General features: G+C 33.1%; 11 protein-coding genes. 7 read left to right on the top strand and 4 right to left on the bottom strand.

Annotated elements, in window-relative coordinates; all coding sequences use genetic code 11:
* Window positions 1-10 precede the first annotated feature (10 nt).
* The gene (locus tag CHB81_RS07195; RefSeq protein WP_089351224.1) at window positions 11-889 is read left to right on the top strand and encodes a BatD family protein; all 879 of its coding nucleotides are present in this window, start codon (window positions 11-13) and stop codon (window positions 887-889) included.
* 72 nt (window positions 890-961) lie between these two features.
* Window positions 962-1,780, top strand: coding sequence for a protein BatD (locus tag CHB81_RS07200; RefSeq protein ID WP_141130371.1), 819 nt, complete (start codon window positions 962-964; stop codon window positions 1,778-1,780).
* A gap of 73 nt (window positions 1,781-1,853) precedes the next feature.
* Here the strand turns inward: CHB81_RS07200 and CHB81_RS07205 are convergent, their stop codons facing one another.
* Both CHB81_RS07205 and CHB81_RS07210 read right to left on the bottom strand, forming a co-directional pair.
* Window positions 1,854-2,786, bottom strand: a complete 933-nt coding sequence (locus CHB81_RS07205) for an NAD-dependent epimerase/dehydratase family protein (protein WP_089351226.1) — start codon at window positions 2,784-2,786, stop codon at window positions 1,854-1,856.
* Window positions 2,787-2,981: 195 nt separating this feature from the next.
* Window positions 2,982-5,207: a hypothetical protein gene (locus CHB81_RS07210; protein WP_141130372.1), complete on the bottom strand. Its 2,226-nt coding sequence runs from the start codon at window positions 5,205-5,207 to the stop codon at window positions 2,982-2,984.
* 40 nt (window positions 5,208-5,247) lie between these two features.
* On the opposite strand from CHB81_RS07210, the gene CHB81_RS26660 reads away from it, so the two are divergent.
* On the top strand, window positions 5,248-5,574 hold the full coding sequence (locus CHB81_RS26660; protein ID WP_141130373.1) for a hypothetical protein: 327 nt from the start codon (window positions 5,248-5,250) through the stop codon (window positions 5,572-5,574).
* A 139-nt stretch (window positions 5,575-5,713) separates the two neighbouring features.
* Here CHB81_RS26660 and CHB81_RS07215 read toward each other — a convergent pair whose 3' ends face one another.
* Both CHB81_RS07215 and CHB81_RS07220 read right to left on the bottom strand, forming a co-directional pair.
* Window positions 5,714-7,714, bottom strand: coding sequence for a DKNYY domain-containing protein (locus CHB81_RS07215; RefSeq protein WP_176427498.1), 2,001 nt, complete (start codon window positions 7,712-7,714; stop codon window positions 5,714-5,716).
* Between the two features lie 340 nt (window positions 7,715-8,054).
* A complete protein-coding gene (locus CHB81_RS07220; RefSeq protein ID WP_089351229.1) occupies window positions 8,055-8,951 on the bottom strand; it encodes an AraC family transcriptional regulator in 897 nt (298 codons plus the stop codon).
* Window positions 8,952-9,133: 182 nt separating this feature from the next.
* On the opposite strand from CHB81_RS07220, the gene CHB81_RS07225 reads away from it, so the two are divergent.
* From CHB81_RS07225 to CHB81_RS07240, 4 genes are all read left to right on the top strand, one after another.
* The gene (locus CHB81_RS07225) at window positions 9,134-10,114 is read left to right on the top strand and encodes an aldo/keto reductase (RefSeq protein WP_089351230.1); all 981 of its coding nucleotides are present in this window, start codon (window positions 9,134-9,136) and stop codon (window positions 10,112-10,114) included.
* 126 nt (window positions 10,115-10,240) lie between these two features.
* Window positions 10,241-11,263, top strand: coding sequence for an LLM class flavin-dependent oxidoreductase (locus tag CHB81_RS07230; protein ID WP_089351231.1), 1,023 nt, complete (start codon window positions 10,241-10,243; stop codon window positions 11,261-11,263).
* A gap of 282 nt (window positions 11,264-11,545) precedes the next feature.
* On the top strand, window positions 11,546-12,733 hold the full coding sequence (locus CHB81_RS07235; RefSeq protein WP_089351232.1) for an FAD-dependent oxidoreductase: 1,188 nt from the start codon (window positions 11,546-11,548) through the stop codon (window positions 12,731-12,733).
* A 13-nt stretch (window positions 12,734-12,746) separates the two neighbouring features.
* Entirely contained in the window at window positions 12,747-14,504 is a 1,758-nt protein-coding gene (locus tag CHB81_RS07240) for an FAD-dependent oxidoreductase (protein ID WP_089351233.1), read from the top strand.
* The last annotated feature ends 19 nt before the right edge of the window (window positions 14,505-14,523 follow it).

Below are 14,523 nucleotides of genomic sequence, written 5' to 3' on the forward strand. Positions count from 1 at the left end.
TAGATACAATATGAAGTTTTATAAAGTAATAACGTTGTCTTTCTTATTTCTGCAATCTTTAAATTTAATAGGTCAGGAAATAAAAACCACCACAGACAAATCTGACTATAATATAACAGATAATATAACAGTGACTTATCAAATTGATAAAAGCATTGATTCAGCTGATATAATTGATGAAAGTGAATTTAAGATTATTTCAGGACCTTCACAATCTCTTTCTACAACTTACCTTAATGGAAAGAGTACAAAAAGTACTTCTTACTCGTATATTATAAAGCCGCTCAACGTTGGAAAAATAAGCTTGCCACGATTGATAATGCATGTTGATGAGAAGCCAATAAGATCAGATGAAATGTTTATTCAGGTAACAGGAACATTATTAACAGACAAGCAAATAGAAGATAAAATTAAAACCGAAAATTCTCCGCTTAAAGAATATAAAGCGGGACATACTTTTGATATTAGTATGCCTGCATATTTAGAACGAACTGTTGACGTTAATAATGCTGCAGCAATCCAATACGGAAACACGGCAAAGACTATTTTTGGTTACACATCATTTGAAAAAAAGGAAGATATTCAATTATCAGGAGGAAAATATACTTCGCTTGATAAATATCATGGAAGCACAATTGTTGATTTTTCCAAAAAAATGCCCAAAAAAAAGACAGTATCCCAGCCACTAATTAAAAAAGGTAAAGACATCAATTTTGTAGCAACAGATATAACGTATCATGATGCCGAAACTAACGAGAAAGTCTATTATTTTATTGGATCAGCAGAGACCAAAACAACTTTATACACAGTTGTTTTTTATACACTGATGAAAAACAAAACAAAATTCAAAGCAGATTTCGAAAAGGTATTATACAGTTTGAAAGACTAATTAAAAGGAAAAACAGCTGCTTGATTTTTTAAATTATCAAAACAGTATTATAAAATATAAAGTAAAAATTACATGAACTACAAAACATTAGTGCCGGTACTTTTTTTAATCATGTTCCATTCTTATAATGTAATGGCACAGGGAATTAAAATTAAAATTGACAAATTAAAGTATGGTATAGACGAACCGATATCGATAACGTATACAATTGAGAAAAAGATTGATTCAGCCGGAATAGAAGGTAAAAATTTTACAGTAGAAAGTGGCCCTGATACAAGTACAAAATCAAATTACAGTGAAGTTTCGTTTTCTTTAAAAGCGATTAGACCAGGACGATTGAGACTTCCAAGGGTAACGATGTACAGTCAGGACGGAGTAATAAAATCTAATGACATGTTTGTCGAAATTATCGATAAAGAATTTACCAGCGAAGACTTGAAATTAGTAACCTACAAGGCTGGTCATACCTTTAATATTAGTTTACCGGTTTATATGAGTAAAACTTCGGGAATAAATAGTTATTCGGCAATGGAATATAAAAGTGAAAAAAATGATGTTCGCGGTTATATAATTTATGACCATAAAAAAAATAATAATCTGCCGGAATCTTACGCCGTTAACGATTACTATGAAGCGGTAATTAAAGATTATATGACATACGAAGAACAAAGGAAAGTTTCAGCTCCGGAGTTTTTAAAGAAAGGTCCAATAAATTTTATAGAAACCGATATGACTATTTTTGATACAGAGAAAAAGAAAACTATATACTATTTTATTGGTATTGCAGAAACAAATAAGGCTTTCTATAGAATTATTTCATGGACTCCGGAAGAAAATAAAACCAAGGTAAAAACAGATTTTCAAAACATTCTTTATAGCATAAAAGATTAATATTTCATTTTTTTTCAGAAACTAAACCAACTTTGCAATTCTGATTTATACATCAATAAGTTGCAATTTAATTTTAGACTGATAATTGCTCTTTTTTAATCTGTTCGATGCCTTGCTTGTAAGTTACTACCTTAAAATCAGGAAAACGCTTTTTAAATTTTGAGTCGTCAAATAAATTGTCATATTTATATCTGGGAAGTAACTCTTGTAATTCTTTCAGTCTTTTATCGAATAATGCTCCAATTTTAAAAACAAACTTCGGTATAATTGAATACTTTAATTCTTTTCCATAAATTTTTGAAGCAAGAGTAATAAATTGTCTATAATTTAATCGGTTGTCATCAATCGGTAAATGCCAGGTCTGCCCAAAAGCATCAGGAGTATTACCAATTAGTGCTGTTGCACGGCTGGCATCAGGTGTCCAGATTAAACTTCTTAATTTATCGTCTCTCAATAGCACTTTTAATTTTTTATCTTCTTTTATGTTGTTAAAAATCAAAGTGTTGGTTATACTCTGTGTTTTCCCGGGACCATAAAATTCAGGTGCGCGGCAAATAACGGCTTCCAATTGACCTGATTTCATTTCTCTTAAAATCATTTCAGTCATTTCTTTTCTTATTTTCCCCTTTTTTCCTACCGGAGCAAAAATAGTTTCCTCGGTAAGCAGGCGGCTATCCTGCGGATACATATAAGTATTATCAAAAAAGACCAATTTTGTTTTGTTGATTTTACAGGCATCAATAATGTTTTTTGTGATAAGTGGGAATTGTTTTTCCCATAAATCAGAATTCATTGGGAGACCTAAAGTAAAATAGGCTATTTCACTGCCTTTTAAAGCTTCAATTGCATTCTCTGCAATAGATAGATCTGCAGAAAACACAGTATCTGTATCGTTTATTTTTTCTGCTTTTCTACTTACAATTCGAATATCTGAAGTGAAATTTCGCTTCAATTCTCTTGCTAATTCTTCTCCTATTTGTCCACTTGCACCTAATATTGTCTGCATAATTTTTAGTTTTAGATATTTCCTTATAAATGGCTTTCGGTTGGCGGATTATCCTTTAATGCATATTAATACCAGTTACAACAATTAATAACTTTAAAGTATTCATATATTATCGTTTTTAAAGGATACAAAGTTCCAACATAATTACGGTGTTACGGTATCTCAATCGACTAAATTTGTAACGCTATCTCTGTTTTATTGGTATGACGTACAAAAAAGCACACCAGGATCTTTAAGCCATTTCGAAGAAGGAGCGGTTGCCTTATCAACCTGAATACATTTTAGATCTTTGTTTTTGAGTGCGTCAACAGATGATATTTTACTATTATTTCCGTTTTTGAGATTGAGCGCAGTCAATTCATTCGAAGAGCAAGTTAAACTAAATAATTCTGTGTTTTTGGATAAATCGAGACTTTTTAACTTATTTTGTTTGCATGAAACGGTGGTTAATTGCAGATTATGAGACAGATCTAAACTTTCTAATTCATTTTGCTGGCAGCTAAACTCTTTCAAGGCTGTATTTTTACTTAAATCTAAATCTTTCAATTGATTAGAATTACATTCAAGATACATTAAAAGAGTATTTTTACTCGTATTTAGACTGGTCAATTTATTAGAACTACATTTAAAATACGACAAAACCTTATTTTTTGAGACATCAAAATCGGTTAGTTGATTTGACGCGCAGCTAAAATTACGCAATAGTGTATTTAAACTTACATCTAGTACTTTTAATTTATTCTCATTGCAGTACAACGTGAGCAGGTTTTTATTTTTAGATATATCTAAGCTTGTTAATTGATTAGTAGCACAAGAAAGTTTTTCTAATTTTGGGTTCAGAGTTACATCTAAAGCAGTTAATAGATTATTATTGCAAAACAACCCATTTAAAATTAGAGTTTTAGATAAATCCAAGGCCGTTAATTTATTATTTCCACAGTATAAAATTGTCAAAGCAATATTTTGGGATAGATCTAAATTTGCTATTTTATTATATTGACAATCGGCATAATCCAAACGTATGTTTTTGGATAAATCCAGATTTTTTAGTTGATTGCCATGGCAGTCCAATTCAATTAATGAAGTATTTTTAATAACGCTTAATTCAGTTAATAAGTTATTGTCACAATATAAAGTAGTCAGTGCTTTATTTTCGGAAACATTTAGAATGGTAAGGTTATTATTTTCACAATTTAATTCAGTTAGTGCTTTGTTTTTAGAAACGTCCAAAAGATTCAGGTTATTATAACCACATCTCAAAGTAAGCAACGCTTTGTTCTGACTAACATCTAAATCTATACTATTGGATTCACAATTTAACTCTTTTAAGGCCTTATTTGCAGAAATGTCTAAAGTATCAATCCAATTTTCCTGGCAGTAAAGCGCAGTCAGATTTTTATTGTTTTTGACAATTAAATAGCTCATTTGATTTTTGGCACAAATCAGTTTTGTCAAGGCTTTATATTCGCTGATATCCAGATTTTCAATAAGATTTCCAGAGCAATCCAACGTTTTTAAAGCAACAAAATCCTCCAAACCTTTTAGATCTTTAATTTGATAATTTGAAACATCCAAATCTGTTATAGAGGCAATATTAGCAGTAAAGACTTTTCCGTCCGGCTCACCAGAATCATATTTCAATGCAATTAAAGCTTTCTCAAAGTTAACATCTGGAATCACTGTATATCCGGGTTCCATTTCTACACATGATATTTTGCATTTTGAAAAGTCTGACATATTGCGCCCATCATAAGGTTTACCATCGAAATCTGCACTAATACATTTTAGATCGGGATTTTCCTCAGTAAATATGTAATGTATAGAACGGCAATTTTTAATATTCAAATCAGTTAATTGATTATTAGAACAATCGAAACCCTTTAAAGAAGGGTTATTTGAGAAATCCAACTTTTTTAACTGATTCCCACTACATGCCAATTCGGTCAAAGTTTTGTTTGCGCTAACATCCAACGTAGTCAATTGATTATTGCGACAGTCTATGTTGGTAAGGGCATTGTTTTGCGAAAAATTTACGGTTGTTAATTGATTATCTTGACATTGTATAGAAATCAGATTAATGTTCTGAGTTAAATTTAACAGAGTTAATTTATTATATTGACACTCTAAATTAGTTAATTTTTTATTTTGGCTTAAATCCAGAAAAGCCAATTCATTATTATAGCATTGTAAATTTTCTAAAGTACTGTTTTGACTTAAGTTCAAAGACTTTAGTTGATTTTGGATGCAAATTAAATTGTATAAACTAGTGTTTTTGCTTACGTCTAAAGTTACTAATTTGTTCGTGTAGCAACTTAAGTCAGTTAGCTTTGTATTTTGTGTGACATCTAAAGTTGCTAATTTGTTCCTGGAGCAATTTAGGTCAGTTAGCTTTACATTTTGTGTCACATCTAAAGTTTTCAACTCATTATTGTAACAGAATAAGACACTAAGAACTGTATTTTTGCTTACATTCAATGATCTCATTTTGTTTTCTGAACAAGATAGAAAAGTCAAAACGGTATTTTTGCTGAGACCCAGCTTCGTTAATTTATTTCCGGAACAGTCTAAATTATCTAATGCTTCAAAATCTTCTATCCCTGCTAAATTGGAAATGTTTTTTTCTGAAATATTTAGTGATTTTATATTGGTAATAGCAGCGGTTAATACTTTTCCGTCAGGCTTTCCAGAATCGTATTTCAGCTCAATTAAAGCTTTCTCAAAATTAACGTCAGGGATTAAGGTATATCCTGTTATGGCTTGTGAAAATAAATTATTTGATGCGAAATAAAGTAAAATAATGAATAGTGTTTTTGTCATAAATTCTCTTTTACAAAGATTGGAATTACAGGGTATGATTTTTCAAATATAAATAGGAATGGAACTTTTTTAATCCTATTTATAAATTGAATTTAATAATTCATTAGTTATTAATGGATAGTGAATACAGTAGCGTTAAAAGTCCGGACGGGTTTTCCCTTAAATTGTGCCGGAATCCATTTGGGCATTTTATTTAGGACTCTCAAAGCTTCTTTACCAGAACCATAACCGTAGTCTCTCATTACTTTTACATCAGTAAGTGTTCCGTCTTTTTCTATTACAAAGGACAAATAAACCTTTCCTTCAATCTTTTCTCCATTATCTTTTGGTGCGATAAAATTTTTATCTACAAAGTTTACTTGTGCAGCTATTCCTCCTTTATAATCTGCCATTACATCTACTTCTGTTCTATTATAAATCTTGTTTTCTTCTATACTTTCAGGCGTGACTATTGGCGGTGAAGTATATAGAGGATCAATATTTCCTATGCCTTCAATACGTTTATTTCCTAAAAATTTAATTATGGCTTTATTTGAAATAAGAGCCAGCCAATACCCTTCATCATTTTTAAGTATATAATAATTAGAAGGAGGTGTAGTGTCGAAACCACATCCGGACCTGTTTCCTGTTATAATTGCTAATATTTCAGGATTTTTATTTTTGATTACTTTATTGGTACCGTAGTAGATATAATCATTATCTGTCAGGAAATTAAAGAATGGCTTAACACTTTTTGCATCCAGACCCTTAACAGGAATAAGCTTTTGATCTCTATAGCTGTAAACATTATTTTTGTCCTTATAAAAATCCAGAATCCTTTCAAACGTTTCCGCATCTGCTGTTGTTTCCGTACCATTAATGTATATTTTATTGTTGGCTTTATACAGCTGGTTTTCGTAAATCTTTTTTTCCTCAATTTTGTCAGTAGTATTAAGTATTTTTAGTTTGTCGCTTTTTGCTACATTGATTTGCTCCTGAGAGAGATTTTCATACATTTTTTTTCTTGAGCGATCACAAGCTTGATTTTCATAGATTAGATATCTATAATCACGGCTAAGAAATGTGTTATTGTTCGTAATTTTTTTTGTATAACTAAAAGGAAATTTCGCAGCATAAGATTTTTTTTCTTTGTCATCCCATTCTCGTTCGTAAATACCGCTTTTGTCAAAATAATAATCCGAAGACGCAACCATTCCAAAAGATTTAGCATCAACTTCCAATTTAATAGGACTGGCGTCGCGATATACATTTTTGCCATCTGAAATGTAGGCACTGTTCACCTGATCCCAAACTTTAATATGTTTTGCATTTTTTCCTGTTACGGCAGTTTTTTGGTCTCTGATATACGCAAAGTTTTTATCTACACAGTAAAACCTTGACAAACGACTAAGAGTTTTTGCATCGATGTAAGGAATAACTTTGCGCTCATATAATGTTAGTACTTCTTTTGAAGTTTTCATCAAAAAATCATTTACAGAACGAAGTGTATCTCCATTATGCATTGCTATTTTTCCGTCAATGTAAACAAATTTTTTGTCATAAATTAAATCACCGGATGACTCCGAAAGGGAACTCAAATCAGCATTCTTTACTTTTTTGAAATCGCAATAGAGGTAATTTTTATCCTTAAAGTATCGAGTTACCCTATAACCAGTAGTTCTAAAACTTTCGATATCGATATCTTCTTTAATTTCTATATTATTTCTGAAGATTTTATGTTTTGTTCTCCATACAACATTGATACCGGCTTGACGATTTGCCCTCATAATTTCGGCAATGAATTTAAATCCGGTTGTATCAGTTGCTACAAAATCGCCATTATAATAAACACCGTTTTTGTCAAAAGCAAAAAGACCTTCATAATTATTTTTCGGTAATATAAAGGATGTAATATCTGCGTTTTTTAGAATTTTTCGTTCATAGGCATTTTTCTGAAAAACAATATAGTTTTTGTTTCTGATATAAAGAGGACCCTCATAACCGGCATTGGTATAAATTGTTAAAGTAGAATCTATAATAGGATCTTTTATAGAAATAGATTCGGTATTTTGTGCACAGCTTAAATTTGAAAACAGAATAATTGATAATAAGACGAAGTTATATCTATTCATATGTGGCATTTATTATAGTTTTTTTGTCCTCTTTATTATATAGATGCATCAAAATCTAAAAAGGTTGGGAGAGGAGTGAAATTTTTATGTTTTGTTTTCTTAATCAAATTTGTAAACTATACTTTATATTATTATAAAACAACCAAAAACAAATTGTTCTTATGAAAGTAAAAATTTAGCCCTGTCAGTTTTTATTTTTACAATGAAAATAAACAAGAAAAAAAAGATTGCTTCGTCTAATGAATTTACACTTACGGTGAAATAAAACAGAAACTGGAAGATTTGGATAATAGACAAATCACCAATTTCTTTTAATCTTAGAGGTTTACAATAAAATTCTTTAATTGAGATTTCTATATTCTATAGGTGTGTATCCTGTATTTTTTTTGAACATCCGATTAAAATGCTGCGGGTATTTAAAGCCCAGTTCAAAGGCTATTTGACTCATAGATTTATCAGTATCAAAAATTCTTTCTTTCGCCAGATTAATTAGTTTCAATTGAATATATTCCTGTGCCGTTTTACCGGTTTCTTTTTTAATTAAATCACCAAAATAATTTGGAGAAAGATGCAAATGATCTGCAAAATAACCCACAGACGGAAGACCAATCTCCTGTACTGTATCACTTAAGAAATAATCATTTAGTAAGTTCTCAAATTTTGAGAGTGTATCAGTATTGACATTTTCGCGAGTGATAAACTGCCTGTCATAAAAACGAATACAATAATTAAGCAGTAGTTCTATAGTATTGGCTATAATACTTTTACTGTGTTTGTCAATAAACTGATCCAATTCGTATTGTAATTTATCAAATAAATCTTTAATAATCTGCTGCTCTTTCAAAGACAAATGAAGCGCTTCGTGAGAATCATAAGAAAAAAAAGAATATTGGCTCATTTGCTTCGCCAAAGCAGTTCCTTTTATTAAGTCAGGATGAAATACCAGCGTCATTCCTGTTGGCAGATAATCATCTGGATTGTTAACTTCCAGAACCTGCCCCGGAGCAATAAAAACCATTGTTCCTTCGTCATAATCATAATTATTACGTCCGTATTTTAATTCACCGCATTTTCCACCTTTTAGAAAAATGGCATAAAGACCAAAATGCATACGGTTATTATTTGGCAATGCTTTTGTTGCTGAATTATCGAAAACACTTATTAAGGGATGTTGCGTTTCAACTCCTTTAAGATCATTGTATTGTGAAACTTTTTCAACTTTTATAATGCGTTCCATTTTTGGATTCTTTAAATTTATAGCACAAATATAATATTCAGATCCTTAGTAAGTTAAAGCGATTGCCCAGATCAGTAAAAATGGTAATAATTACCGTAATATGTATTATAAAAACCGCTTAGTATTGAAGGAAATTTGTACTGTTATAATGTTTATACCTATAAATATAAAAAAATACTAAGATGAAAACAAGAATATTAGGAACACAAGGATTAGAAGTTTCTGCATTAGGATTAGGATGCATGGGTTTAAGTTTTGCTTATGGCGCTGCGACGGACAAACAGCAAGCGATAAAAATAATTAGAGAAGCATACGAACAAGGAATTACCTTTTTTGATACTGCCGAAGCTTATGGAATTGCCAATGAAGAGTTGGTAGGAGAGGCTTTGAGTCCTTTTAGAAAAGAAGTCGTTATTGCTACAAAATTTGGTTTTAAAGATGGAAATGCTTTTAACGGACAAGATAGCAGACCGGAAAATATCAGAGCAGTTGCCGAGGAATCTCTGAGAAGATTAAAAACAGATGTTATTGATTTATTCTATCAACACAGAGTAGATCAAAATGTACCTATAGAAGATGTGGCGGGAACGGTTAAAGATCTTATACAGGAAGGAAAAGTAAAATACTTTGGGCTTTCAGAAGCTGGTGTTGAATCTATACGCAAAGCACATTTGGTTCAGCCCGTGACGGCTTTGCAAAGTGAATATTCGATTTGGTGGAGAGAACCTGAATTAGAAATTCTACCAACACTTGAAGAATTAGGAATTGGTTTTGTACCTTTTAGTCCATTAGGAAGAGGATTTTTAACGGGAGCAATTACTGAAAACACAAGTTTTGAAAGTACGGATTTCAGAAATAATTTACCTCGTTTCAGTGAAGAAAACAGAAAAGCAAATCAAAAATTAATTGATCTATTATCTGTAATTGCTTCTCAAAAAAATGCGACTCCTGCACAAATTGCATTAGGCTGGCTTTTAGCACAAAAGCCTTGGATAGCACCAATTCCGGGAACAACAAAATCGCACCGATTAACAGAGAATATTGGAGGAGCTTCAATTGATCTGACTGCAGATGATGTTAAAAAAATTGATGACGCTTTTTCTCAAACCATAATACAAGGAGATCGTTATCCTGCTCATTTTCAAAAAGCGGTAGGGAAATAAACAATTAAAAACAGAATTATGCTTGAAAGCCTCGGTATTAAACGACGACATTTTTCTATACAAATGTTGTAGTTACATTAATAATGATTCGTATATTTGGGATTATAAATTATAACAATGCTATCTATGAAGAAAATAGGATTTTTATCGTTTGGGCATTGGGCCAATCATCCTTCCTATAAGACTCGTACACCAGCCGATACATTGCTTCAGTCGATCGATTTGGCAGTTGCTGCGGAGGAAATTGGTTTGGACGGTGCTTATTTCCGGGTACATCATTTTGCAACGCAGTTGGCATCGCCTTTTCCCTTACTCTCGGCTATTGGTGCTAAAACGAGTAAAATTGAGATTGGAACAGGTGTTATCGATATGCGATATGAGAACCCATTGTATATGGTGGAAGATGCCGGTGCTGCTGATTTAATTTCAGGAGGACGTTTACAATTAGGAATCAGCAGAGGATCACCGGAACAAGTTATTGACGGCTGGCGCACTTTTGGTTATGAACCTAAGGAGGGTGAAACAGATGCTGATATGGGACGCCAAAAAGCGTTGGATTTTTTGGACAAGTTAAAAGGTGAGGGGTTTGCAGAGCCAAATCCGTTTCCGATGTTTCCAAATCCGCCGGGTTTATTGCGTCTTGAACCACATTCTGAAGGATTACGCGAACGAATCTGGTGGGGAGCTGCATCTAATGCTACTGCCGTTTGGGCAGCCGAAAACGGAATGCATCTGCAAAGTTCTACCTTGAAGTATGACGAAAACGGAAAACCTTTTCATATCCAACAGGCCGAACAGATCAGGATATATAAAGAAGCCTGGAAAAAAGCCGGACATCCTTATGAACCGAGAGTTTCAGTAAGCCGTTCTATTTTTGCATTGGTAAACGATCAGGACAAATATTATTTTGGTGATCAGGGCAGAGGTTCTGATAGTTTTGGTAATATTGAACGAGATAAAAGAGCAATTTTCGGGAAGAGTTATGCCGCAGAGCCTGAAAAACTCATCAAAGAGCTGGCAGAGGATGAAGCTATTCAGGAAGCCGATACTTTGTTGTTGACAATACCTAACACATTGGGCGTTGACTATAATGTACATATACTTTCAAGTATTCTAAAATATATAGCTCCAGAGCTTGGCTGGCGTTAGATTTTTTCAAAATAAATATAATGAAGCTCCCTTTTCTTAAAGATAAGGGAGCTTTTTTTTGATTTTCTAAATAATGCAATAAAAAGGCACAAATGTCTCCGGACTTTGTGCTTTTTTATGTTGTAGCCTATTTCATACAATGTATAACTTGTTTTGTGACTCAAAATCTCCGTTTTGTGCCATTTTTTTATAATTGATTTTGTATCTCGAGTAATTTAGATTCATGGCAATACTTAGTTATTGTTCTAAAAACATATCCAAAATCTACTATAAAACAAAACTATGAACACAGAAAATTATGATGTTATCGTTATTGGTGGCGGTCCAATAGGTCTTGCCACAGCATACCATCTTGGCAAACGAAAAGCAAAAACCTTAGTATTGGAGCAATTTACGTTTGTGAACCAGTTAGGGAGTTCTGCAGGAGTTTCGCGCCAGTTTAGAATTCCATATCCACAAGAATATATGGTACAAATGGCATTAGATGCGCAGCCTTATTGGGACGCGCTGGAAAAAGAAACTGACACTGCATTACTCGATAAAGTAGGCACGCTTTGGTTTGGAGATCCCGCAGTACATTCGACAGAAGGTAATATTGCTGAAGCCGAAGAAGCATTAAAGGCATTGGGAGTTCCTTATACAACGCTAACAGCGAAGGAAATCGAAGAAAAGTATCATTTTAAAAACTTACCGGAAAACTATACCGGATTGTTTCAGGCTGATGGAGCCAGCATTAATTTTAAAGCGACAAATGAGACGCTTTTAGAGTTGTGCAAAAAAGAAGAAACGGTTCAATTAGAAGAGAATTCTCCGGTACTGATAATTAAACAGTCGGGGGAACTTTTTGAACTTACCACTCCAAACGGGATTTATATCGCTAAAAAAATAGCCATTATTCCCGGTCCTTACATTAATAGTGTAATCAATCTTCTGGATTTTAAAATAGAAGCTACGTATTGGAATATGTCTTCGGCCTATTTCAAAAAAGCAGATCCTGGTATTCAATACCCAACATGGTTTGTCTTTCAAAATGCAATAGGCGAAAATGGCAATCAGTTTTATGGGTTTCCATCCGTCGATTGGGACCATCCGGAATACATTCGGGTTGCACCGGATTTTGTTATTGATCCTCTTCAAGAACCAAGTGACAGAACTTTAATTCCTAATCCGCAAGAATTAGGATATACGTCCGATTGGGTAAAACAACATATGACAGGATTAAGCACAGAACCAGAATATACTTCAACATGTCTTATTGCACTGAGTAAAATTGCAAATAAAGAATTGTTGATTGATTTTGCCCCAAGCTATGTACCAAACCATAAAAACATTGTGCTATATGCTACAGGATGGGCTGCGAAATTCACTCCGTTTTTAGGAAAAATCATGTCAGATCTTGCTTTAGACGGACATACAGATTTTGATATTACCCCATTTCAATTAGGATACAAATATTTTAGAGCAATTTAAAACGCACAATATTATGAACAAAAATACTCCGTTAAATTCAGGAATGAGTCCTGATTTAAAAATCGAAACTGCTATTATTGGCGCCGGAACTTCTGGACTGTATACTGCTTATCGTCTGGTAACTGATAAAAAACATACCGCTGATCAGGTGCAAATCTTTGACATGAACAGTAAACTAGGCGGAAGACTGGAATCTGTTGTTATGCCGGGAATGAATTTTTGGGGAGAGTTAGGAGGAATGCGCTACCTGACTTCCCAAAAAATTGTAACCACATTGATTGAAGGGTATGTACCTCCGGGGGAACCCGGCAAACATATTCCTATTCTAAAAGATATCATGACACCAGTGCCGTTTCCTATGGGCGATCCGTCAAAGTTGTTAATGTATCTTAGAAAAGAGCGTTTTAAACAAGACGACTGGAATGTTGCTCAGGCAGTAGATAAAAAATTGCCAACCCGATATTATCTAAATGAAAATGATTTTGGGTTTAGTTCAGATCAGCTTTTTAATAAAATTATCTACGATGTTTTAATGGCTGATCCGTGGGTTGCGGAAAATTTTGGAAAGAAAATCATAAAAGGAAGTACTATTTACGATTATAGTTTTGAATTGGATAGTAGGGATTGGGATGATATAAAACCCAAATTGGTTTATAATTTCCCTAATTCTCCTTACGACAAACGTAAAGTAAATGATCTTGGTTTTTGGAATTTAATCAAGGATCAGGTTTCGCAGGAAGGATATGAATTTTTGGCGAATGCCGGAGGTTATTATTCCAATACGATAAATTGGAACTCAGCCGAAGCTTTCCCTTATATGGTGGGCGATTTTTCGGCAGGAACAATTTATAAAACTATCGAAGAAGGATATGATAGTATCGCATATGCATTAGCCAATTCTTATATGGACAATGAAGGCGCCTGCATCTGGTCTGAAAATAAACTGGTGACTTTTACCAAAGAACATTCCGTGAAAACGCATAAATACCAATTGACGTTTCTAAATCTGAAAACAAACAGTATCTGGCATGTATACGCCAATAATATCGTTTTGGCTATGCCGAGAAGATCTTTGGAACTTTTAGATCAGAATAATTTCTTTTTTAATGTAAATGAAAACTCCGTTATCAATAAAAACATTCGTTCTGTAATTATGGAACCCGCTTTTAAAATATTAATGGGCTTTGAATATCCATGGTGGAAAGAATTAGGAATTGACTCTGGACATTCTATTACCGATTTACCTATGAGACAATGTTATTATTTTGGAACAGATCCTGAAAATCAGAATTCAATGTTGTTGGGAAGTTATGGAGATATGGAAACAGAAACCTTCTGGAAAGCACTTTCTGATGATAAAGTCCTTTTTGAGGTAAAACCTAATAAATCAGCTTCGTTAAAAGAGTTGCATCAACTAAATGATGTTCAGGCTACTAAATTAATGGTTGGCGAATTGATGAATCAGCTTCGCGAATTGCACGGTGCAGATGTAACGATACCGGAACCTTATGTAACTTATTTTAAAGATTGGACAGATGATCCTTTTGGCGCAGGTTATCATGCCTGGAAAGCCGGGTACTCTGTTAAAAATGTTATGCCGTACATGAGAAAACCAGATACAAATGAACAAATTCATATTTGCGGAGAAGCATATTCTGATCAGCAGGGTTGGGTAGAAGGTGCTTTTTGTGAAGCAGAGAAAATGCTTCAGGAATATTTTGGACTTGATCGTCCATTCTGGATACCTGAAACGTATTATTTGGGTTGGTAAATCGAATCAATTTCTTAAA

The organism is Flavobacterium sp. ov086, from assembly GCF_900187965.1.
Lineage (GTDB): Bacteria > Bacteroidota > Bacteroidia > Flavobacteriales > Flavobacteriaceae > Flavobacterium.